Annotated in this window: 22 protein-coding genes; 12 read left to right on the top strand and 10 right to left on the bottom strand. The window is 72.6% G+C overall.

Annotated elements, in window-relative coordinates:
* Nucleotides 1–91: 91 nt before the first annotated feature.
* On the bottom strand, nucleotides 92–1,075 hold the full coding sequence (locus AB0H57_RS13655; protein ID WP_357506039.1) for a 2-dehydropantoate 2-reductase N-terminal domain-containing protein: 984 nt from the start codon (nucleotides 1,073–1,075) through the stop codon (nucleotides 92–94).
* 71 nt (nucleotides 1,076–1,146) lie between these two features.
* A complete protein-coding gene (locus AB0H57_RS13660) occupies nucleotides 1,147–1,890 on the bottom strand; it encodes a M50 family metallopeptidase (RefSeq protein WP_357506041.1) in 744 nt (247 codons plus the stop codon).
* 99 nt (nucleotides 1,891–1,989) lie between these two features.
* On the opposite strand from AB0H57_RS13660, the gene AB0H57_RS13665 reads away from it, so the two are divergent.
* Together AB0H57_RS13665 and AB0H57_RS13670 are read left to right on the top strand one after the other, a co-directional pair.
* The gene (locus AB0H57_RS13665) at nucleotides 1,990–2,550 is read left to right on the top strand and encodes a Uma2 family endonuclease (protein ID WP_357506043.1); all 561 of its coding nucleotides are present in this window, start codon (nucleotides 1,990–1,992) and stop codon (nucleotides 2,548–2,550) included.
* A 125-nt stretch (nucleotides 2,551–2,675) separates the two neighbouring features.
* Nucleotides 2,676–3,431 (top strand): GH25 family lysozyme, encoded by a 756-nt coding sequence (locus AB0H57_RS13670; RefSeq protein WP_357506045.1) that lies wholly within the window; start codon nucleotides 2,676–2,678, stop codon nucleotides 3,429–3,431.
* 97 nt (nucleotides 3,432–3,528) lie between these two features.
* Here AB0H57_RS13670 and AB0H57_RS13675 read toward each other — a convergent pair whose 3' ends face one another.
* Both AB0H57_RS13675 and AB0H57_RS13680 read right to left on the bottom strand, forming a co-directional pair.
* Nucleotides 3,529–3,771, bottom strand: a complete 243-nt coding sequence (locus AB0H57_RS13675) for a hypothetical protein (protein WP_357506047.1) — start codon at nucleotides 3,769–3,771, stop codon at nucleotides 3,529–3,531.
* Between the two features lie 78 nt (nucleotides 3,772–3,849).
* Complete coding sequence (locus AB0H57_RS13680; RefSeq protein ID WP_357506049.1) at nucleotides 3,850–5,808, bottom strand: protein kinase; 1,959 nt, start codon at nucleotides 5,806–5,808, stop codon at nucleotides 3,850–3,852.
* Between the two features lie 92 nt (nucleotides 5,809–5,900).
* On the opposite strand from AB0H57_RS13680, the gene AB0H57_RS13685 reads away from it, so the two are divergent.
* Together AB0H57_RS13685 and AB0H57_RS13690 are read left to right on the top strand one after the other, a co-directional pair.
* Nucleotides 5,901–6,098 (top strand): acyl-CoA carboxylase subunit epsilon, encoded by a 198-nt coding sequence (locus AB0H57_RS13685; RefSeq protein ID WP_357506051.1) that lies wholly within the window; start codon nucleotides 5,901–5,903, stop codon nucleotides 6,096–6,098.
* A 113-nt stretch (nucleotides 6,099–6,211) separates the two neighbouring features.
* On the top strand, nucleotides 6,212–6,661 hold the full coding sequence (locus AB0H57_RS13690) for a hypothetical protein (protein WP_357506053.1): 450 nt from the start codon (nucleotides 6,212–6,214) through the stop codon (nucleotides 6,659–6,661).
* Between the two features lie 172 nt (nucleotides 6,662–6,833).
* Here AB0H57_RS13690 and AB0H57_RS13695 read toward each other — a convergent pair whose 3' ends face one another.
* Nucleotides 6,834–7,169 carry a hypothetical protein gene (locus tag AB0H57_RS13695; RefSeq protein ID WP_357506055.1) on the bottom strand — a complete coding sequence of 112 codons (336 nt, stop codon included), beginning with the start codon at nucleotides 7,167–7,169 and terminating at the stop codon, nucleotides 6,834–6,836.
* Between the two features lie 1,020 nt (nucleotides 7,170–8,189).
* Between AB0H57_RS13695 and AB0H57_RS13700 the strand changes: the two genes are divergently transcribed.
* The 3 genes from AB0H57_RS13700 to AB0H57_RS13710 are packed head-to-tail and all read left to right on the top strand — an operon-like array spanning nucleotide 8,190 to nucleotide 10,695.
* Complete coding sequence (locus AB0H57_RS13700) at nucleotides 8,190–9,365, top strand: S8 family serine peptidase (protein WP_357506057.1); 1,176 nt, start codon at nucleotides 8,190–8,192, stop codon at nucleotides 9,363–9,365.
* 10 nt (nucleotides 9,366–9,375) lie between these two features.
* Nucleotides 9,376–10,032 (top strand): nucleoside triphosphate pyrophosphatase, encoded by a 657-nt coding sequence (locus AB0H57_RS13705; RefSeq protein ID WP_357506059.1) that lies wholly within the window; start codon nucleotides 9,376–9,378, stop codon nucleotides 10,030–10,032.
* 9 nt (nucleotides 10,033–10,041) lie between these two features.
* The gene (locus AB0H57_RS13710) at nucleotides 10,042–10,695 is read left to right on the top strand and encodes an O-methyltransferase (protein ID WP_357506061.1); all 654 of its coding nucleotides are present in this window, start codon (nucleotides 10,042–10,044) and stop codon (nucleotides 10,693–10,695) included.
* Between the two features lie 23 nt (nucleotides 10,696–10,718).
* Here AB0H57_RS13710 and AB0H57_RS13715 read toward each other — a convergent pair whose 3' ends face one another.
* The 4 genes from AB0H57_RS13715 to AB0H57_RS13730 all read right to left on the bottom strand — a co-directional run bounded on the left by AB0H57_RS13715 (nucleotide 10,719) and on the right by AB0H57_RS13730 (nucleotide 14,651).
* Nucleotides 10,719–12,062 (bottom strand): MFS transporter, encoded by a 1,344-nt coding sequence (locus AB0H57_RS13715; RefSeq protein WP_357506063.1) that lies wholly within the window; start codon nucleotides 12,060–12,062, stop codon nucleotides 10,719–10,721.
* 103 nt (nucleotides 12,063–12,165) lie between these two features.
* A complete protein-coding gene (locus tag AB0H57_RS13720; RefSeq protein ID WP_357506065.1) occupies nucleotides 12,166–12,921 on the bottom strand; it encodes an ABC transporter permease in 756 nt (251 codons plus the stop codon).
* Between the two features lie 17 nt (nucleotides 12,922–12,938).
* Nucleotides 12,939–13,898 (bottom strand): ATP-binding cassette domain-containing protein, encoded by a 960-nt coding sequence (locus tag AB0H57_RS13725; RefSeq protein WP_357506067.1) that lies wholly within the window; start codon nucleotides 13,896–13,898, stop codon nucleotides 12,939–12,941.
* Nucleotides 13,899–14,024: 126 nt separating this feature from the next.
* A complete protein-coding gene (locus AB0H57_RS13730; protein ID WP_357506229.1) occupies nucleotides 14,025–14,651 on the bottom strand; it encodes a PadR family transcriptional regulator in 627 nt (208 codons plus the stop codon).
* A gap of 145 nt (nucleotides 14,652–14,796) precedes the next feature.
* On the opposite strand from AB0H57_RS13730, the gene AB0H57_RS13735 reads away from it, so the two are divergent.
* Both AB0H57_RS13735 and AB0H57_RS13740 read left to right on the top strand, forming a co-directional pair.
* A complete protein-coding gene (locus tag AB0H57_RS13735; RefSeq protein ID WP_357506069.1) occupies nucleotides 14,797–16,548 on the top strand; it encodes a biotin carboxylase N-terminal domain-containing protein in 1,752 nt (583 codons plus the stop codon).
* Between the two features lie 201 nt (nucleotides 16,549–16,749).
* Entirely contained in the window at nucleotides 16,750–18,189 is a 1,440-nt protein-coding gene (locus AB0H57_RS13740; protein WP_357506071.1) for a GuaB1 family IMP dehydrogenase-related protein, read from the top strand.
* Between the two features lie 42 nt (nucleotides 18,190–18,231).
* Here AB0H57_RS13740 and AB0H57_RS13745 read toward each other — a convergent pair whose 3' ends face one another.
* On the bottom strand, nucleotides 18,232–18,780 hold the full coding sequence (locus tag AB0H57_RS13745; RefSeq protein WP_357506073.1) for a TetR/AcrR family transcriptional regulator: 549 nt from the start codon (nucleotides 18,778–18,780) through the stop codon (nucleotides 18,232–18,234).
* Between the two features lie 90 nt (nucleotides 18,781–18,870).
* On the opposite strand from AB0H57_RS13745, the gene AB0H57_RS13750 reads away from it, so the two are divergent.
* The 3 genes from AB0H57_RS13750 (at nucleotide 18,871) to AB0H57_RS13760 (ending at nucleotide 21,718) form a co-directional block, all read left to right on the top strand.
* Nucleotides 18,871–19,314 (top strand): DoxX family membrane protein, encoded by a 444-nt coding sequence (locus AB0H57_RS13750; protein WP_357506075.1) that lies wholly within the window; start codon nucleotides 18,871–18,873, stop codon nucleotides 19,312–19,314.
* A 155-nt stretch (nucleotides 19,315–19,469) separates the two neighbouring features.
* A complete protein-coding gene (locus AB0H57_RS13755) occupies nucleotides 19,470–19,991 on the top strand; it encodes a MarR family winged helix-turn-helix transcriptional regulator (RefSeq protein WP_357506231.1) in 522 nt (173 codons plus the stop codon).
* Nucleotides 19,985–21,718: an ABC transporter ATP-binding protein gene (locus AB0H57_RS13760; RefSeq protein ID WP_357506077.1), complete on the top strand. Its 1,734-nt coding sequence runs from the start codon at nucleotides 19,985–19,987 to the stop codon at nucleotides 21,716–21,718. Before AB0H57_RS13755 ends, AB0H57_RS13760 begins: the two co-directional genes overlap by 7 nt.
* Nucleotides 21,719–21,733: the final 15 nt, after the last annotated feature.

A 21,733-nucleotide genomic window follows, 5' to 3' on the forward strand; every position in this document is an offset into this window, starting at 1 on the left:
GAAAGGCACGAAGCCAGTCAGACGAAGAGTCACGCCCACTGCTGCCGACCATCAGCCCATCACTTGCGGACCGACCAAGCCAGCCTCACAGTCAGTCGAGCATCTTCTCCAGGTCCGCAGGTGGGAAGCCGCCGGCCGGGATCCGTTCCCGGACCGCCCGGCGGACGGCACGCTGGACGGCGGCGTTGACCGGGGCCGGTACGCCGTGCAGCCGGCCGAGCAGCACGACCTCGCCGTTGAGGTGGTCGGCCTCGGCCGAGCCGGCACCCCGGGCCAGGCTCTGCCAGGTCGAGCCGCCGGCCCGTTCCGCGCCGTCGACCGGGCGGTGCCGGACCAGGTCGCCGCGCTCGGCGGCTTCCTCATCCGGGGTGGTGTGCGCGATCCCGGCCGCGGCCAGGACCGCCTCCCCTTCGGCCCGTACCCGCTCGACGAGCCGCTCCGGGACGTCCGGGCCGAGCAGTGCCTGCAGGCCGTTGCCGAGATTGCTGAGCAGCTTGCCGTACTTCCAGCGCATCACGTCGTCCCGGACCGGCGCGACGAACCCGGCGGCGGTCAGGTCGGCGGCGGCGTCCCGGGCGGTCCGGTCCGAGCCGGACGGATAGCGACCCAGGTGCAGCATGCCCGGATGCGGGTGGCCGTTGGCGACCACCACGCCCGGCTCCAGGTGGGTGGCCGGCAGCCAGACGCAGACCGGATGCACCGCGGCGAACAGCCGCAGCGCGGCCCGCTCGTTGGCCACCCCGTTCTGCGCGGTGAACAACGGCAGCCGCTCACCGGCCGTGCCGCCCCCGACAACCGGCGCGTCCACCCAGGCGGCCAGCGCCGCCTCAGTGTCCTGCGACTTCACGGTGAGCACCAGCGCCGTGTCGGCCGGCAGCGGCGTCTGCCCCGGCCCGTCGGCGGCCGGGCCGCGCCAGGTCACCGGGCCGTCGGGCGTACGCAGGGTCAGGCCCCGCGTACGGATCGCGTCGAGGTGCGCGCCGCGGGCCACCAGCGTCACGTCGCGCCCGGCTTCCCCCAGGCGTACGCCGATGGTGCCGCCGACCGCGCCCGCCCCGATGATCACGTACCGCATGCCCCGATTCTGCCCCGCCGGACCGGTCCGCGACGGCCGGGTGGCAGAGCCAGCGAGGTCGGTGCGCGAGATCAGCTGATGAGGCCGGCGTCGGTGAGGATCGGGCCGGCCAGCAGCAGCGCGCCGACGACGAGCACGGCCAGATTGACCACGAGGAACACGCCGACCCAGAAGAGCGCCGGGAACGGGGTGAGCCCGGCCATCTGGTCGGCGTCGGAGGCCGGCATCCGGCCGCGGCTGCGCAGGCTCTGCAACTCGAACACCGGTCGTACGCCGCCGAGGAGCAGGAACCAGACGCCGGTCCAGGCGAAGGCGGCCTGCACCTGTGGGGTGGCGTACCAGGAGACGGCGAGCACCGCGCCGCCGGTGACCAGCAGGGAGAGCACCCCGTACACGTTGCGGATCATCACCAGCATGGCCAGCAGCAGCACGACCGCCACCCAGAGCAGCAGGGTGATCCGGTTGCCGCCGAGCAGCCAGGCCCCGGCCAGGCCGACCAGCGACGGGGCGAGGTACCCGGCGAGCAGGGTGAGGATCATGCCGGGACCGCTGGGCCGGCCGGCCGACAGGGTCAGCCCGGAGGTGTCCGAGTGCAGCCGGATGCCGTGCAGCCGGCGGCCGGTGAGCAGCGCCGCCAGGGCGTGCCCCCCCTCGTGGGCGATGGTGATGGCGTTCCGGGCGATCCGCCAGGGCAACCGGGTGGCGACCACGGCCAGCGCGAGGACGGCGGTGACCAGGACCAGCAGCGGTGGCGGGTCGGGCTGCGCGCTGAACAGCTTGTCCCACAGCGCGCTCAGGCCGTCGATCGAGAACATGGGCCGGGAGCCTACTCGCTGATCGAGTGTCGGTTCGTGGCCGGCGGACCGTAGGGTGTGAAACTGATCGGGCGAGGCGCCGGAGCGGAGGTGAGGTCGGTGAGCGCAGTCCCCTTGGAGCCCTTCGGGTCGCACGTGGGCCTCTGGACCGAGGCCGACTACCTCGCGCTGGGTGAGAGCCGCGACCGCATCGAACTGCTCGACGGGAGCCTGATCGTGAGCCCTGCCCCGAGCCGACGACACCAGCGGGTGGCGCGACGACTCGCGAACAGCATCGAGCTGGCGGCGGAGCCGGCCGGGCTGTTCGTCTACGACGCCATCAACGTGCGGCTCGGCGTCGACCGGATCGTGATCCCGGACCTTGTCGTCACAAACGCCGACGACGACGGCGTGTGCCTCGACGCGGGCCGGGTCGCGCTCGTCGGAGAGATCGTCTCGCCGGGCAACGGTGCCGCGGACCGGGTGCTGAAGATGCAGCTCTACGCGATCGCCGGTATCCCGTGGTATCTGCTCGTCGAGCAGGAGGGCGAGAGCCACGCGCTGCGGCTGTACCGGCTGGACGGCGGGCACTACGTCGAGGACCGGGTCGCCAAGGCCGGCGAGACGCTGTCGCTGACGGACCCGTTCCGTTGGCAGCTCGATCCCGCCTCGCTGCGCTGAATCACCTACCGTCGATCCCGGTGCTCCACCACCGGCCGGCTGAAAATTTGTTCAGCCACCCTTGCGATCTAGGGCACTAACCTTCAAAGATGTCTGTCAATTGATCGGCGTCTCTGGAGGCATCCATGACCCGTACCAGAATCTCCGTGCGCCGGCTGCTCGCGGCCGGCCTGACCGTCCTCGCCACCGCCGCCGCGGCCCTCGTCGCGACCACCGGCCCGGCCGCCGCCGCCACGGTGGCCGGCGTCGACGTCTCGCGCTACCAGGGCACGATCAACTGGACCAGCGTCCGCAACGCGGGCATCGAGTTCGCCTTCATCAAGGCCACCGAGGGAACCAGCTACAAGGACCCGAACTTCAACACGAACTACGTCAACGCCTACAACGCCGGGGTGATCCGCGGGGCCTACCACTTCGCCCGGCCGAACATCTCCTCCGGCGCCACCCAGGCCGGCTACCTGGCCAGCAACGGCGGCGCCTGGTCCGCGGACAGCCGCACCCTGCCCGCCGCGCTGGACATCGAGGCCAACCCGTACAGCGGCGGCACCTGCTACGGCCTGAGCACCACCGGCATGCGCAGCTGGATCCAGGACTTCCTGAACACCTACCGGTCCCGCACCGGCCGGTACGCGGTCATCTACACCACCACCAGTTGGTGGAACCAGTGCACCGGCAGCTGGACCGGCCCGTGGGCCAACCACCCGCTGTGGCTGGCCCGCTGGTCGAGCACGCCCGGCACCCTGCCGGCCGGCGCGCCGGTGTGGAGCTTCTGGCAGTACACCAGCACCGGCAGCGTCTCCGGGATCAGCGGCAACGTCGACCGCAACTACTGGAACGGCGACCGCAGCCGGCTGATCGCCCTGGCGAACAACACCGCCTGACGTACGGGCCGCGGGCCGCACGGGTCGGCGGCAGCGGGATCGCCTGGCGCAGCACGATCGCCAACCGGTCCGGCTGCCGCCACCCCCACGTCCGGCCTCAGGCCCTCCGTCGCGTCACGCCGGGCACGGTGACCGGCGCGGGGATCCGCTCGCGCCGCACCGCGGCACCGCGGCGCGTCAGCCGCCAGGCAGCCACCCCGGCGACGGTGAGGAACACGACCGCGAGCAGCGCGAACAGGACCGACAGACCCGCGCTGACCAGCACCAGCACCGCATCGCCGAGGGCGACGAGCATCCACAGTGCCAACCGGGGGCGGGTGTCCTTGCGTCGGTGACCCATGTCGTTACCTCCCTTCCGTCGTGCGGAAGGGATACCCCGCCGGGCGGGAGGTCATGCGAACGAAATTCGCAGCGGCGGTCAGTTGCGCCGATCGGGCTTGAAGTGCCGGACGACCTGGGCCCAGTCGGTCAGCTTCGCGTCCCACTGCGCCGCCGGGATCTCCCAGCGCAGGGCGTAGCCCCGGTTGGTCGCCGTGACGAAGCCCCGGTTGCGGACGTGGACCCGGGTGCCCCGGTCGGTCTGCAGCCAGTCCCAGTCCGCGCAGGTGCGGTAGTAGGTGCACCGGTCGATGCCGAGCAACTGGTAGTCGTTGACGATCTTCTTCCGGTCCGGCTCGATGCGCCGCCAGTCGGCGTACGCGTCCGACTTCGGGTTGGGCGTCCACTGGACGAGCAGCTTGCCCACCCCGTCGGGTCCCCGGTAGATCGCCGTGTCGGATCCGGTCTGCCCGCCGCTCCAACCGGGCGGCAGCGGCACGGCGAAGCCGGGACCGTCGTTCTTCAGCGTCCACCCGGCGGGCAGGGCGGGGGCGTTCGGCGAGGAGGACTGCGCGGACGGGGTGGGGCTCGGCGCGGCGCTGGTCGGCCCGGTGGTGGCCGGCGGGGGCGCGGGCGCCGCGCTGGAAGCCTGCCCGGACGGCGCCACCGACGACCCGCCGGGCGCACCCGAACCGGCCGCGGTCGGACCGGTCTGCGGCGACTCCTTCTTACCGTCGCCGGAGTTGAGCAGCGGCACCAGCACCACCAGGCCGACCAGCAGCGCGGCGACCAGCGCGCCGATCAGCAGGTTGCGCCGCCCGTGGTCCGGCTTCGTGCCGGGCACCACGGTCGCCCGGCCGGCGGCCGGGTCCGCCTGCGCCGGCATCACCGACGTGGGGTTCACTGGGTCGCGGCGCTCGCCGGCCGGCGGCGGGTCGACCCGGGTGGTCGGTTCGGCGTCCGTCGTGGACGTCGCCGGAGTCTCGGCCTTCGCCGTCGGCTCGGCGTCGACCGGGGCCGGCACCTTCGCGGTGGCGTCCTCGCCCGCCGAAGCGGCCGAGCCCGCCGCGACCGCCCCCGCCGCACCGGGCCGGCTCCGCGGGGCGGGCGGCGGCGTGGCCTGGCCGCCCGGCGAGGTCTCGGCCGGCCGCGGCGCCGGCACCGTCCGGGGGTGCGGCTCGCGCGGACCGTTCGGCCCGGGCCGGCGTACGCCGTCCAGCAGCGAGATGCTCTTGGCCCGCTTGCCGCCGGCCCGGCGCAGCAGCCGCTCCGCCACCTCGGCGGTGATCCGCTCGTTCGGGTCCTTGCGCAGCAGCCCGTTCAGCACCGGCTTCAGCGGGCCGGCGTTCTTCGGCGGCGGCATCGGCTCGGTGGCCAGGGCGGCCAGCGTGGCGATCGCCGACGGCCGGGCGTACGGGGACTTGCCCTCCACTGCGGCGTAAAGGGTGGCGCCCAGCGACCACAGGTCCGCCTCCGGACCGGCGGTGCCGTCCTTCGCCCGCTCCGGGGCGATGTACGCGGGCGAGCCGAGCACCATGCCGGTCCGGGTCACGTTCGGGTCGCCGGGGATGGTGGCCAGCCCGAAGTCGGTCAGCACCACCCGACCGTCGTTGCCGAGCAGCACGTTGCCCGGCTTGATGTCGCGGTGCATCACGCCGGCCTTGTGCGCCGCCTTCAGCGCGCCGAGCACCCCGAGGCCGATCTCCACCGCGCGGGCCGGGGACACCGGGCCGTCCTCGGCGAGAGTGTCCTGCAAGGACTTCGACGCCACGTACTCCATGACGATCCACGGGTCGCCGTCGGTGCGCAGCACGTCGAAGATGCGGACCACGTTGATGTGGTTGAGCCGGGCGATGGCACGGGCCTCCCGCAGCGACCGCTCGCGCATCTCGCGCCGCTCGTCGTCGGTGAGGCTGGGCGGCGGGACGAGCTCCTTGATCGCCACGTCGCGGTGCAGCACCTCGTCGCGCGCCTTCCACACCCTGCCCATGCCGCCCTGGCCGAGCGGCGAGATGAGCCGGTACCGGTCGGCGACAAGTTGGGGAAGCGCGTTCGACATCGCAGGAGACGGTACCCGGCCGCGCCCGATGACACACCGCCGGCACGCCACTCTGCGGCGAAGGTCAACTTCTTGACGCGTACGCTGACGTCATGTCTGCCGATGAGCCGCTGTTCCGGGTCGTCCGCGGCGTGCCGACCGCCGAGGAGTTGGCCGCGCTGGTGGGCGTCATCGCCGCCCGCTCGCGCCCGCTGGCCCCGGCCGCGCCGGCGCCGGCGTCGCTCTGGGCCCGCAGCGCGCGACCCACCGCCGGCCGCGGCGCGTGGCGCGCCTCCGGCCTCCCCCGCTGATCAACCTGGCGTACGCCTGACGGCGGTTCCCCGCGCCGGCGGGGCTGCCGGTGATGGCCCACACCCGTTAACCTCACTCAGGGAAACGGAGCCGTGACGGTTAGGGAGTGTGGATGATCCCTCAGGAGGACCGCCCAGCGTCCTGGTTGCGCGGCTACGGCGGCATCGAGGCCGACATCCGCCAGCTCCGCGAGTTCGCCGAGCGACTCGAGGCGGAGGTGCGGCAGAACTACGGGCCGCACCTGTCATACATCGCCGACGACATGACCGCCCCGATCCCCAATCCGTACGACGCCTTCCAGGAACTGGTGCAGTTCCTGCGCGCGCACCACGAGACCCAGCAGGCCACCGCCGACATGATCTTCGACGTCCGGGACGCCACCGGTCACCTGGCCGCCGCCGCGGGCAAGGTCGCCGCCGCGTACACCGACGCCGACGCCTTCTCCGCGGCCCGGGTGGCCGACGTGGAACGTGCCCTCGCCGACCCGTCCACCGCACGACCCGGCCCTGGCCTGGTGCTCACCAACCCCGACCGGATGGACAACCGCGGGGAGGTGCTCTGATGATCGAGCGCGGCGGCAGCGGACGGGCCGGCCTCACCGACTGGCAGTCGATGGACGTGGTGAGCATGTGGTCCCTTGTCGAGGACCACGACACCGCCAACCACTGGCGACAGGTCTCCGGCTGGGCGAAGGTCTGCGACCTCGCCCAGCTGCACCTGAGCCGGTTGCGGACCTATCGCGACGGGCTCGCCCAGGCGTGGCCGCCCGAGACCAGCGCCGCCTCCGGGGCGTACCTGGCCGAGCTCGACGGGCTGATCGACCGGGTACGCCGCACCCACGACGCCGCGTCGGCCAACCTCACCGCCCTCTCCGCCGCCACCCGCGCCATCGACGACGCCCGCCGGACGCTGCGGCCGGTCTTCGAGGAGTACGTCAACAAACTCAGGCGGAAGCAGGCGTACGAGGAGACGGTCAGCGACCCGAAGGCGCTGATGGGCAGCCGGCTGCCCGACGCGCCGGTGACCGAGGCGGAGCTGAGCCGGCTGGACGTGCGGGCGCGAGGCATCATGTACGGCCTCAGTGGCGAACTCCAGCAGGCCCAAGTGGCGCTTCAGAGGCCACCCGCTCCCTTGCGCCCCCCAAAGCAGATTGACAACCCAGACCTCTATGGCACGAATACACAAGCACCAGTTATCCCTCCGATCGTGCCTGTGCCGATCCCGGCAACAGGCATGGTTTCCTCTGCAAACCGGCCACCTACCAAATCCCGGCAAGTCCCAACGCCACATGCGCCGCACGTAGGCCCGGTGCTCGGTGGCGGAGCGCCTATCCAGACCGGGCCAGTCGTCGGGCCAGCCCCCGTCGGCGGGTCCGGCCCTGTGCTGGGTAGTGCAGGTCCAGCACCGGCTACGCCGGTCAGCCCTCTCTCCCCCGGCGGCGTGGCATCACCTACACCCGCAACCGCGCCGTCGTCGCCCGGCCTACCACCGACGCTTTCCCCGATCACCCGCTCCAGCGGCCGCAGCGGCGGCCTAGGACCACCGGGTGGGCAGCCGGGCGTAGCCATCCCAAAATCCGGTACCGGCAATCCCTCGCCTCACCTGTCGCCGACCGCCCCACCCCGGGCAACGACACCAGGAGGGTTGATCGGTGGCACGCCAGCCATGGGATTGGGCCAGCCAGGGGGCGCTGGCGCTCCACGTCGGGTGAACCCGATCGGCGGCGTGATTGGAGGTGGCAGTGCTGGCACTGCGCCATCTGGGGCAGCCGGATCTCGACCCAACTTCAGTCGTGGAGGCCAGCACGCCACCCCACACGGCCTACCCCCGCTCGGCGGCACACGAGGCATGAGCAGCAGCGGCCGCAGCGACGGAGGATCCTGGCTCGGCGGCGGTTCCCCTGGATCGGGGAACAGCATCCAAGGCGGAATGCCACTCCGTTCGGATCGCTGCGGCAGCGACGCTGCAGAGCCACGGCGCTGGGACCCCGACAATCCCTGGAAGACCGATGAAGGGGTGGCGCCAGTCGTCCGTTCACCGGCAGACGAGGGACCGGTTGACCCCGGTCCAGCCATCGGCCTCGGCCGGTGATGCAACGCCGAATCGGGGCCTTCCTCAGCCTTTTAGTCCTCACGACTCCCATCTGGCTGCCCGAAAATCCGTCCGCCGCTGCTCCAGTTTCGAGCGGAGCTGATCGGGTCCGGACCGACCAGTGGCATCTTCGATATCTTCGCATCCCGGAGGTACACCGGGTTAGCCAAGGCGCGGGCATCACGGTGGCGGTTCCCGACACCGGGGTCGCCCCCCATCCCGACCTGATCCGCAATCTCCAACCTGGCACCGACATCATCTCCGGCGGGGCGGGCGACGGGCGGCAAGATCAGGACAGCCATGGAACCTCGATGGCTGGATTGATCGCCGCGCATGGGCAAGGTGGACAAATAGGTGCTCTCGGTGTAGCGCCAAAGGCGAAGGTGTTGCCAATTTTCGTCTCCCCGCCGCACAGAGAGGGCGAACCCGATTCACTTGCAAAGGGCATCGAATACGCTATAACAAGGGGAGTCAGGGTAATCAGCATCTCTAGCGGAGGCGGTGCCAGCCCTAGACTTCGGACGGCTATAGCGTCAGCAATCAAGGCGGACATCGTAGTGGTGGCAGCCGCTGGAAACCGACCCGAGGATGTGGTCGTCGGCTACCCCGCCTCAGAACTAGGCGTCCTCGCCGTCGGCGGAACTGACCGATCAGGAAAACGTGCAGCCGTGTCGGTCACTGGATCCGAGATCGATATCGCCGCCCCAGCCGTCGACATCGTCAGTACGAGCATCGACGGCAAGTACTCCAAGGGGACCGGCACGTCGAGTGCCACCGCGATCGTCGCGGGCGTGGCGGCGCTGATCCGATCGAAATACCCGAACCTGTCCGCCGACGAGGTCGCGCGCCGGCTCACCGCCACCGCCGTCGACAAAGGCCCACCCGGCCGGGACGACCAGTACGGCTTCGGGGTGGTCGACCCGGTGGCGGCGCTCACCGCGGACGTACCCGCGCGGGGTGCCCGGCCGACGAGCGGCGCGCCGGCCACGTCGGGGGCCGGTGGCGTGACCACGACGGCGGCCGCCGCTCCGACGCCGACGGGCGACCAGGGCGACGGCGGTGCGACCGTACGCGGGCTGGCCACGCTGGGTGTCCTGGTTGCGGCCGGTGGCGCGTGGGCCCTCGTTCGGCGCCGTCGCCGTGCCGACGACCCACCGCCCCGGGTCAGCCGGTAGCGTCGGCGGGGTGTCGAACTCCATGCCGCTGCGCCTCGTGCTCGCCTCGCAGAGTCCTGCCCGCCGCAAGCTGCTCCAGGCCGCCGGCATCGAGCCGGACGTGCTGGTCAGCGGGGTGGACGAGTCCCAGGTGGTCAGCGACCGGGCCGAGGACCTGTGCCTGGAGCTGGCCCGGCTGAAGGCCCAGGCGGTGCTCGGGCGGCTCCGGCCGAGCGCGGAGGAGCGCACGTTGGTGCTCGGCTGCGACTCGGTGCTCGCCTTCGACGGGGAGATCCTCGGCAAGCCGGACGACGCGGCGGACGCCACCCAGCGCTGGGTACGGATGCGCGGTCGCAGTGGGGTGCTGCACACCGGGCACTGCCTGATCGACGTGACGCAGGAGGCGCGGGCGGAGGCGGTCGCCTCGACGACGGTGCATTTCGCGGACATCACCGATGAGGAGATCGCCGCGTACGTGGGCACGGGCGAGCCGCTGGCGGTCGCCGGCGCGTTCACCATCGACGGGCTGGGCGGGGCGTTCCTCACCGGGATCGAGGGGGACCCGGGCACGGTCGTCGGGCTCAGCCTGCCGCTGCTGCGTACCCTGCTCCGCGAGCTGGACCTGCGCGTCACCGATCTGTGGACGAAGGTCGCGCCGGGCGGCCAGTCGGTCGAGCCGCTGGGTTAGCGTGCTGTCATGACCCGCAAGTCGCTCCCGCTCACCGACGACCTGCACGCATACCTGGTCGCGCACGGCTCCGCGCCGGACGAGGTGGTCCGTGATCTGGTGGCGGAGACCGCCGCCGCGCTGCCGGGGCAGGCCGGCATGCAGGTGGCGCCGGAGCAGGCGGGTTTCCTCACCTTCCTGACCCGGATGCTGGGCGCCCGGCGGGCCGTGGAGGTGGGCACCTTCACCGGGCTGTCCGCGCTGGCGATCGCCCGTGGGCTGCCCGCCGACGGCCGGTTGACCTGCTTCGACGTCTCCGAGGAGTACACCGCCATCGCCCGTCGCTACTGGTCGCGGGCGGGCCTCGCCGACCGGATCGAGCTGCGCATCGGGCCGGCCGGCGACACGCTGCGCGAGCTGCCCCGGGAGCGGCACCTCGACCTGGCGTTCATCGACGCCGACAAGACCGGCTATCCGGTCTACTGGGACGAACTGGTGCCCCGGATGCGGCCCGGCGGCGTGATCGCGCTGGACAACACCCTGCGCGGCGGCCGGGTGATCGCCCCGGAGGACGCCGCCGACCGGGCGATCGCCGCGTTCAACGACGCGGTGCTGGCCGACGTGCGGGTGGACACGGTGATGCTGCCGGTCGCCGACGGCCTCACCCTGGCCCGCGTCCGCTGACGCCCACCGCTCGGCAGGGAGCCTCAGGCGGGGACGGGCTCGCGCGCGGGCGCCGAAGGCGTCCGCAGCGCCCGGGCCAGCCGTCGGGTGAGCAGCGCGGCCACCGCGATGAAGCCGGGCAGCAGCAGGAACGCCAGGTGCGGGCCGATCCCGTCGGCCACCCAGCCGAGCGCCACCGGCGCGATCCCGAAACCCACGCCCATCGAGTACGACGACCAGCCCGCCGCCTTGTCCGCGGCCGGGCCGGCCACGGCGAGCGCGATCGCGATGGCCAGCGGGTAGTGCAGCGCGTTGCCGAGCCCCAGCACCACCAGCCCGGTGACGGCCAGCCAGCCGACCGACGCGACCCAGAACAGCGCGAACCCGGCCAGCGACACGGCGAGCGCGCCCAGCAGCAGCGGCGCGGGCGGCCAGCGCAGGGCGAACCGGCCGCCGACGAGCCGGCCGAGGAACATGCCGCAGACGATCGCGGCGACCGCGGCGGAGGCCGACCCGGCGGACATTCCAGCGTGCGAGCGCAGCACGTCGGCGGTCCACAACGACAGGCAGACCTCGATGGACCCGGTGACCGACATCAGCACCCAGGCGATCCAGTACGCCGGGGGCAGCCGATCCGCCGCCGCCCGGCCCCGCTCGCCGTCGACCAGGCCACCGCCGGCCGGGCCGATGGCGATCGGGTGGCCTTCCGTCGAACCGCCGGCGCCCGGGCTGCCGCCGGTCGGGGTCGAGCCGGTCGGATTCTCGACCGCCGCCGAGGCGCTCACCTCGATCCGGCCGGCGGCAGCCGCGGCAGCGGGGGCGCCGTGCGGCGGGCGTACCCGGAAGCTGACCGCGGCGAGCGCGACCAGCGTGATCAGCGCGACCTCGACGGCCATCACCGGCCGCCAGCCCCAGCCCGCGTCGACGCTGGCGCCGATGGCCAGCGGGGCGAGTACGCCCATGCCGGCGCAGGCGGCGTTGGCCTCGGTGAGCGCGGCCGGCGCGGCGGCGCCGTGCCGGGCGGTGAGCATCACCGCCACCCCGCTGACCACCAGCATCCCGGCGGTGGCGATCAGCGCGACCGCGGCGAGGGTGGCGGGCAGCGGCCGGAGCAGTCCGAACGCGGTGACCGCGGCGGCCAGCCCGGCCAGGCCGGTCCAGATGGCCGGGCCGCGGCCGATCCGGCGGGCGAGCGGGGCGAAGAGCGCCCCGCCGGCGAGCGCGCCGACCGCGACGGCGGTGCTGTGCAGGCCGGCGACGGCGGCGCTGGTGCCCTGCTCGTCGCGGAGCAGCGGGACGACCGGGCCGAACCCGTAGAGGAAGAAGCCCCACAGGCCCAGCTGGGCGTAGGTCAGCCAGGTGGTCCGGTCACGGGTGAGGCGGGGCACCGGCCTTACGCTACGCGCGGCGGGCCGGCGCCCCTTCCCTGGTCAGCCGGGGTGTGAGCAGGGGAACCTTCTCAACCGCAGGCGTTGACAGGGGCCTCTGCTGTCACCGAACGCTGCGCGCGAACTGGCGTGCCGCCCAGAAGACGCCGGCCACCGCGAGCACGGTGATGATCGCCAGCCCCTGCCAGACCTTGTCGTTGCCGAGTTCACCGGCGAAGAGGGCACGCACCCCGTCGACCGCCCAGGAGAACGGGTTCCACTTGGCGACGCCCTGGAGCCAGCCCGGGGCGAAGGTGAGCGGCAGCAGGATGCCGGAGAGCAGCAGCACCGGCTGGGCGACGGTGTTCATCAGCGGGGCGAGCGCGTCCTCGCTCTTGACCTTCAACGCGACGCCGTAGGAGACGGCCGAAGTCATCAGCGCGATCAGCGCCAGCATCAGGTACGCCAGCAGCAGGTAACCGAGGGAGACGCGCAGGTCGAACAGGAGCGCCAGCAGGGTGATGATGACCGCCTGCGCGATGAGCGAGACCACGTCCCGCAGGGAGCGGCCGAGCAGCAGGGCGAGCCGGCTGACCGGGGTGACCCGGGACCGCTCGATGATCCCGGCGCGCAACTCGGCGATCAGGCCGAAGCCCTGGAACAGGCCGCCGAAGATGGCCAGCAGCACCAGCAGGCCGGGCACGAAGATCTTGTACGCGGCGGCCTGGGTCGGCGCGTTCAGCGCCGGCTTGAGCAGCGGGGCGAAGAGCAGCAGGTACATCACCGGCTGGAAGACGCCGACGAAGATCCAGACGGGGTTGCGCAGCAGCAGCTGGGTCTGCCGCCGGAAGATGAGCCAGGTGTCGCGGGCGAGTTTCATGACAGCTTCTCCGGGGGTCAGGACTCGCGCAGCGAGCGGCCGGTCTTGGTGAGGAAGACGTCGTCGAGGCTGGGACGGTGCAGCTCGATGGAGCTGAGCTCGATCCCGCCCTGGTCGAGCCGGCGCAGGATCTGCGGGATGGCGGTGGCGCCCTCGTCGACGAAGAGCCGCAGGCCGCCGGCGTCGACCGTCTCCAGCTTGTTGACGTACGCGGCGGTGTCGAGCAGCTCGGCGGCCTGCGGGGTGCTCCCGGCGTCGAGGCCGACGAGCACCACCTCGCCGGAGATCTCCCGCTTGAGCGCGGCCGGGGTCCCCTCGGCCACCACCTCGCCGTGATCCATGATCGCGATCCGGTCGCAGAGCGCGTCGGCCTCGTCGAGGTAGTGGGTGGTGATGAAGACGGTCATCCCCTCGGCGCGCAGCCGGCGGATCTCGTCCCACATGTGGGCGCGGCTCTGCGGGTCGAGGCCGGTGGTCGGCTCGTCCAGGAAGACGATCTTCGGCTCGTGGATGATGCCGAGCGCGATCTCGACCCGGCGGCGCTGGCCGCCGGAGTACGTCTTGCACTTGCGGTCGGCGTACTCGGTGAGCTGGAAGGCCTCCAGGGCGCGGGCGGCACGGCGGTGCGCGTCGGCCTTGCCGATGCCGTACATCCGGGCCTGGAGCACCAGCTCCTCGCGGGCGGTGGACTCGTCCCAGGTGCTGCCGCCCTGGGCCACGTAACCGATCCGGCGGCGCACCTCGGCCGGGTCCTTGCGCAGGTCGGCGCCGGCGATGGTGGCCTCACCGCCGTCCGGTTCGATGAGCGTGGCGAGCATCCGCAGGGTGGTGGTCTTGCCGGCGCCGTTGGGGCCGAGGAAGCCGAAGATCTCCCCCTCGGCGACCTCCAGGTTCACCCCCTGGACCGCGTCCACGGTCTTCGTCTCGCGACCCGCCCGGGAGCGGAAGGACTTCCGCAACCCCCTGGTCTCGATCATGTCTGCTCCTGCTCCTGGTCGTCCGGGCCGGAGTCACCGGCCGCCGATCCCCGCGACGGGGACGCATCTCTCCCACGCCGCTCGCCGGAGAGGTTATCGCGATATAGCTTTTATGGTCAACGTTGATTAATGCGCGTCTTCACCGTCGGGCTGGGTGCCGTCGGGCGGGGCGCAGTCCGTCCACCCGGACCAGCCCTCGGCCCGCTCCATTCCAGCGGGCAGGTACGACACTCCCGACTCGATCCGCTCGGCGATCCGCTCGCACCAGGCCATGTCCGCCTCGGCCCGGGCCGACCAGAGCTCGAACATCCACCCGACGTGCACCGGCTTGGTCGTGCGCACCCACTCCGACCCCAGGGAGGCGCGCATCGACTCGATACCGGCCCGCAGCAGGTTCGCCCGGTTGCGCAGCGCCGCCGCCGCCTCCTCCCGGGGCAGGGCGGGCAGGAAGGAGAAGGCCGCCGCGAACGGATCCGGCCCCTCGTTGAGCTGCCACCACTGCGCGCGCAGCAGGGTCTCGAACTCCTCCTCCCCCTTGGCCGTCACCGCGTACGTGGTGCGGGCGGGACGGGCACCCACCTGCTCGGTGGAGACCTCGCGGAGGAGCCCCTCGTCGGCGAGCTTGCGCAGCGCGTGATAGATCGATCCGGGTTGCACGTTGGCCCACTTGTCAGCGCTCCAGCTCAGCAGCTCACGGCGCACGTCGTAGCCGTGCACCGGCTGCATCCACCTGACCAGGCCCAGAATCATCATCCGCGTTGCCGACACCGGGCAAGCGTAATAAGCAAGTTTGACTAGCCGGCGGCGCGGACAGTGCCACATCCCACACTGAGCGATCGTTAGGGCCGGCAGGCCGGCCGATACACTCCCGGCTATCGACCCGGGGAGGAGCCACAAGGTGCGCAAGGTACTCATCGCCAACCGCGGCGAGATCGCCGTACGCGTCATCCGCGCCTGCCGCGACGCCGGCCTGGCGAGCGTCGCCGTGTACGCGGACTCCGACCGGGACGCCCTGCACGCCACCCTGGCCGACGAGGCGTACGCCCTCGGCGGCGACACCGCCACCGACAGCTACCTGCGGATCGACAAGCTGATCGACGTGGCCGCGAAGGCCGGCGCCGACGCGGTGCACCCCGGCTACGGCTTCCTCTCCGAGAACGCCGACTTCGCCCAGGCGGTCATCGACGCCGGCCTCACCTGGATCGGCCCGACCCCGCAGGCGATCCGCGACCTCGGTGACAAGGTGACCGCCCGGCACATCGCCCAGCGGGCCGGCGCGCCCCTGGTCCCCGGCACCCCCGACCCGGTCAACAACGCGGACGAGGTGATGGCCTTCGCCGTCGACCACGGCCTGCCGGTCGCCATCAAGGCGGCCTTCGGCGGCGGCGGGCGCGGCCTCAAGGTGGCCCGCACCATGGAGGAGATCCCGCACCTGTTCGAGTCGGCCACCCGCGAGGCGGTCGCCGCGTTCGGCCGGGGCGAGTGCTTCGTCGAGCGGTACCTCGACCAGCCCCGCCACGTCGAGGCGCAGGTCCTGGCCGACCAGCACGGCAACGTGATCGTGGTCGGCACCCGGGACTGCTCGCTGCAGCGCCGGCACCAGAAGCTGGTCGAGGAGGCCCCGGCGCCGTTCCTCACCGACGCGCAGCGCGCCCAGATCCACGACAGCGCCAAGGCGATCTGCCGGGAGGCCGGCTACCACGGCGCCGGCACGGTGGAATACCTGGTCGGCGCGGACGGCACCATCTCGTTCCTGGAGGTCAACACCCGGCTCCAGGTCGAGCACCCGGTCACCGAGGAGACCGCCGGCGTCGACCTGGTCCGGGAGCAGTTCCGGATCGCCGACGGCGAGAAGCTGCGCTTCACCGAGGACCCGACCCCGCGCGGGCACGCCATCGAGTTCCGGATCAACGGCGAGGACCCGGGCCGCAACTTCCTGCCCGCCCCGGGCACCGTCACCGCGCTGCGGCTGCCCAGCGGTCCGGGCGTGCGGGTGGACACCGGCATCTCGGCCGGCGACGTCATCGGCGGGAACTTCGACTCGCTACTCGCCAAGGTGATCATCGTCGGCGAGACGCGTACCGAGGCGATCGAGCGGGCCCGCCGGGCGCTGGACGAGATGGTCGTCGAAGGCATGGCCACCGCGCTGCCGTTCCACCGGCTGGTGGTCCGGGACGAGGCGTTCACCGCCGAGCCGTTCACCGTGCACACCCGGTGGATCGAGACCGAGTTCGACAACATCGTCCCGGCCTTCACCGCCGCCGCCGGCCCCGGCGAGGCCCCGGCCGAGCGGGAGACCGTCGTGGTGGAGGTGGGCGGCAAACGGCTGGAGGTGACGCTGCCCGCCGGCCTCGGCGCGGGTACGGCCACCGCCGCGCCCGCCGGGAAGAAGCCGGCCCGCCGGGGCGGCGGCGCCAAGGCCGGCGCGGCGCCCAGCGGCGACGCGCTCACCTCACCCATGCAGGGCACCCTCGTCAAGATCGCCGTGGCGGACGGGGACACCGTCGCCGAGGGCGACCTGGTGGTGGTGCTGGAGGCGATGAAGATGGAGCAGCCGCTGCACGCCCACAAGGGCGGGACGGTGAGCGGCCTCGCCGCCGAGGTCGGCGCGGTCATCAGCGCCGGCGCCGCCATCTGCACCATCGCCTGAGGTGTTGGGAGGGCCCCCGGTTAACGCATTCTGTATAGGCGGGCCCCGCTTAACAACGCCCACCGCGGCGCGCGGGCGCGCGGGCGTACCCTCGCCGCGCCGGGCGCTCGACCCGGCCGGCGGGGGACGGGAGCTGCCCGGCCACGGTGGTTTGGGCCACCGGCGGCGACGGGATGCGGCGCGAGCAGGAATGATGTTCAGGTGCGGTTCCTTCATGGCGCGGTCCCCGCGCACGACCTGACCTACAACGACGTCTTCATGGCCCCGGCCCGCTCCGAGGTGGGCTCGCGGCTCGACGTCGACCTGGCCTCGGCCGACGGCACCGGCACCACCATCCCGCTGGTGGTGGCGAACATGACAGCCGTGGCCGGCCGGCGGATGGCCGAGACCGTGGCCCGCCGGGGCGCCGTCGCGGTCATCCCGCAGGACATCCCGATCGAGGTGGTGGCCAACGTCGTCGCCTGGGTCAAGCGGCGGCACCTGGTCCACGACACCGCCATCACCCTCGGCCCGACGGACACCGTCGGCGACGCCATCCATCTGCTGCCCAAGCGCGCGCACGGCGCGGTCGTGGTGGTGGACCCCGACGGCCGCCCGATCGGCGTGGTCACCGAGGCGGACACCGTGGGGGTGGACCGGTTCGCCCAGCTGCGGCACGTGATGTCGACCGAGCTGCACACCGTGCCGGCGGACGCGGACCCGCGTACCGGGTTCGACCGGCTCTCCGCGGGCCGGCGCCGGCTCGCCCCGGTGGTGGACGCCGAGGGGCGGCTGGTCGGGGTGCTGACCCGGCAGGGCGCGCTGCGGGCCACGCTCTACAAGCCGGCGGTGGACGACCGGGGACGGCTGCGGATCGCCGCCGCGGTGGGCATCAACGGGGACGTGACCGGCAAGGCGTCCGCGCTGCTGGAGGCCGGGGTGGACACCCTGGTCGTGGACACCGCGCACGGTCACCAGGAGCGGATGCTCGCCGCGCTGCGGGCGGTACGCGGGCTCGACCCGGCGGTCCCGGTGGCGGCCGGCAACGTGGTGACCGCCGACGGCGTACGCGATCTGGTGGCGGCGGGCGCGGACATCGTCAAGGTCGGCGTCGGCCCCGGCGCGATGTGCACCACCCGGATGATGACCGGCGTCGGCCGACCGCAGTTCTCCGCGGTGCTCGACTGCGCCGCCGCCGCCCGGGCGCTCGGCCGGCACGTGTGGGCCGACGGCGGCGTACGGCACCCGCGGGACGTGGCGCTGGCGCTGGCCGCCGGCGCCTCCAACGTCATGATCGGCTCCTGGTTCGCCGGCACCTACGAGTCCCCCGGCGACCTGTACACCGAGCCGGACGGCCGGCGGTACAAGGAGAGCTTCGGCATGGCCTCGTCCCGGGCGGTCAGCGCCCGTACCGCCGAGGACAGCGCCTTCGACCGGGCCCGCAAGGCGATCTTCGAGGAGGGCATCTCCTCGGCCCGGATGTACCTGGACCCGACCCGGCCCGGCGTCGAGGACCTGATCGACGAGATCATCTCCGGGGTGCGCAGCGCCTTCACCTATGCGGGCGCCCGCAACCTGGAGGAGTTCCACGACCGGGCGCTGGTCGGGGTGCAGAGCACTGCCGGCTACACCGAGGGCATGCCGCTGCCGACCAGCTGGTGACCGCCGCGGGCCCCTCGCCGACCGGGCGAGGGGCCGCGCCGGTCAGGAGAACAACCGCCTGATCACCGTACGGGCGGCGGCCTCCGGGTCGGTGCCGAGGCGCGGCGGCAGGGCGCCGGAGAGCCAGAGCGTGGCGAAGCCGTGCACGATCGACCAGGCCGCCAGCGAGTCGACGTCCGGGTCCCGTCCGGTGTGCTGAGCGACGCCGCCGCGCAGCAGCTCACGCGTACGGGCGCGGGCGGCCGCCAGGTCCTGGTCGTCGGCGCGGTGCAGGTCGGGCCGGAACATGACCTCGAAGTGGGCCGGGTGCCGGACGGCGAACCGGACGTACGCCACGCCGGCCTCCAGCAGGCCGTCGTCGCCCTCGCGCAGTGCCTCGCCGAGCAGCTGGTAGCCCTCGGTCGCGAGGGCGGTGAGCAGCCCCGCCTTGTCCCCGAAGTGGTGGGCGGGGGCGGCGTGCGAGACGCCGGCGCGGCGGGCCAGATCGCGCAGGCTGAGCTCCGCCACGCCGGACTCCGCCATCGCCTCCGCCGCCGCGTCGAGCAGGGCTCGGCGCAGGTCGCCGTGATGGTACGAGCCGGACCGTGTCATGCCCGCAACTCTAACTTGCCATTGACAAGATGCCAGTGGTGGCGCAATCTTGCCATTGACAAGATTCTCTGTTCCGGGGAGGGACAACGGATGGCACCCCTGATCGCCCTGCTCGCCGGCACCGTCGCGGCCCGGCTCGCCGGCCTGCTCGGCGTGGACGTCCTCGACGACTGGCACCCCGCCCTGCGGGTCGGCCTGGCGTCGATGTTCGTGCTGACCGGCCTGGCCCATTTCGCGTCCCGCCGCGCCGAGCTCGTCGCGATGGTCCCGCCGGGGCTCCCCCGGCCCGATCTCCTGGTCACCCTGACCGGCGTGCTCGAGATCGTCGGGGCGACCGCCCTGCTCGTACCGGCCACCGCGGGCTGGGCCGGCGCCGGCCTGGCGCTGCTGATGGTGGCCATGTTCCCGGCCAACGTGTCGGCCGCGCGCCGCCGGCTCACGCTCGCCGGCCGGCCGGTTACCCCGCTGGGCGTCCGGACGGCGCTCCAGGCCGTGTTCGTCGCCGCCGCGCTCGCCGTCGCGTCCGGCGCGTGACCGTACGCCCCGGCCCACCCGCGTTGAGCGGGGCCCCCGGCAATGCTGCAGGCGTTGAGCGGGGCCCCCGCCTATACGCCAGGCGCCAAGCGGGGGCCCTTCCTGATAAATAGTTTGGGGCCTTATGGTTCGGGGGCTAACGTGGGGCGGTGCAGATGGAACCACTGGCGCGCTTCCCGGACGTGCTGCGCCAGGCGCCCCTGGGCCGGTTGATCGGGATCGCCGGTCACCTCCTTGAGCAGCACTGGGGGCGTTACCTGGCGGACCACCACGGGCTCTCCGCGGCCGGGATGCGGGTGCTGATGATCCTGGCCCGAGCGGGCGACAGCACCCACCGGGAGGTCGCCGAGCACTGCTACGTCCGGCCCGCCACGCTCACCGGCATCGTCGACACGCTGGAGCGGGACGGCTTCGTGGCCCGCCGCCGGGACGCCACCGACCGGCGCAGCGTGCAGCTCACCCTGACCGACAAGGGGCGCGAGCACGCCGAGACGCTGCTCGCCCTCATCCACAGCGATCCGCCGCTGACCTCCGTCGACGCCGACCCGGCGAAACGGGAGGTGATCCGGGAGTTCCTGACCGAACTGATTACCACCATGTCCGACGGGGAGGGCAGCCGGTTGAACCCATCGACCCAGGAACCCGAGGAGCCCAGACCAGGAGGCCGCACGTGCTGATCCGTCTGCTACGCGGCGGGCTGCGCCCGTACCGCGGGCCGCTGGCCGCCGTGGTGCTGTTCCAGTTCGTCGGCACCATGGCCTCGCTCTACCTGCCCAGCCTGAACGCCGACATCATCGACCAGGGCGTGGCGCTGGGCGACACCGACTACATCATGCGTACCGGCGGGTGGATGCTGCTGGTCAGCCTGGTCCAGATCGCCGGCTCGGTGGCCGCGGTCTTCCTCGGCGCCCGGGTCGCGATGAGCTTCGGCCGGGACACCCGGGCGGAGATCTTCGCTCAGGTCAACCGCTACTCCGCGCGGGAGGTGGCCCGGTTCGGCGCCCCCTCGCTGATCACCCGTAACACCAACGACGTGCAGCAGGTGCAGATGCTCGTGCTGATGAGCTGCACCATGCTGGTGGCCGCGCCGATCATGAGCGTCGGCGGGGTGGTGATGGCCCTGCGCGAGAACGTCGGGCTCTCCTGGCTGATGCTGGTCTGCGTCCCGGTGCTGGCCATCGCGCTGGGCGCGATCATCCGGCGGATGGTCCCGGGCTTCCGACAGATGCAGACCCGGATCGACACCGTCAACCGGGTGCTGCGCGAGCAGATCACCGGGATCCGGGTGGTCCGGGCGTTCGTCCGCGAGCCGTACGAGACGGAACGCTTCGGCCGCGCGAACGCCGACCTGACCGCGACCGCGCTGCGCACCGGCCGGCTGATGGCGCTGATCTTCCCGGTGGTGATGCTGGTGCTGAACGTCTCCAGCGTCGCGGTGCTCTGGTTCGGCGCGCAGCGGGTCGACGCCCGCGAGATCCAGATCGGCGCGCTCACCGCGTTCCTGCAGTACCTGATGCAGATCCTGATGGCCGTCATGATGGCCACCTTCATGCTGATGATGGTGCCGCGCGCCGCGGTCTGCGCCGAACGGATCGTCGAGGTGCTGGACACGGAGTCCTCGGTGGTCCCGCCGACCGACCCGCTGCTCGCCATGACCAGACGCGCCGAGTTGGAGCTGCGCCGCGTCGCCTTCCAGTACCCCGGGGCGAGTGCCCCGGTGCTGCACGACATCTCGTTCCGGGCCGAGCCGGGCCGGACCACGGCCATCGTCGGGGCCACCGGGGCCGGGAAGACCACCCTGCTCACGCTGATCCCCCGGCTGGTCGACCCGACGGCCGGCGCGGTGCTGGTCGACGGGGTGGACGTACGGCTGCTGGAGCCGAACGAGGTGTGGCGCCGGATCGGGCTGGTGCCGCAACGGCCGTACCTGTTCAGCGGGACGGTGGCCAGCAACCTCCGGTACGGCAACCCGGACGCCACCGACGCCGAGCTGTGGGCGGCGCTGGAGATCGCCCAGGCCCGCGACTTCGTCGCCGAGATGCCGGGCGGGCTGGACGCGCCGATCGCCCAGGGCGGCACCAACGTCTCCGGCGGGCAGCGGCAGCGGCTGGCGATCGCCCGCGCGCTGGTCCGCCAGCCGGAGATCTACCTGTTCGACGACTCGTTCTCCGCGCTGGACCTCGGCACCGACGCCCGGTTGCGGGCCGCGCTGCGGCCGGTCACCGCGGACTCCACGGTGGTGATCGTGGCGCAGCGGGTCTCCACGATCGTCGACGCCGACCAGATCATCGTGCTCGAGGACGGCGGCGTGGTCGGCATCGGCCGGCACGCCGAACTCCTGGCGACCTGCCCCACGTACGCCGAGATCGTGGCGTCCCAGCAGACCGCGGAGGTGACCACGTGAGCGCGAGGAGCGAGC

The organism is Micromonospora sp. NPDC050686 (assembly GCF_040654475.1).
GTDB lineage: Bacteria > Actinomycetota > Actinomycetes > Mycobacteriales > Micromonosporaceae > Micromonospora.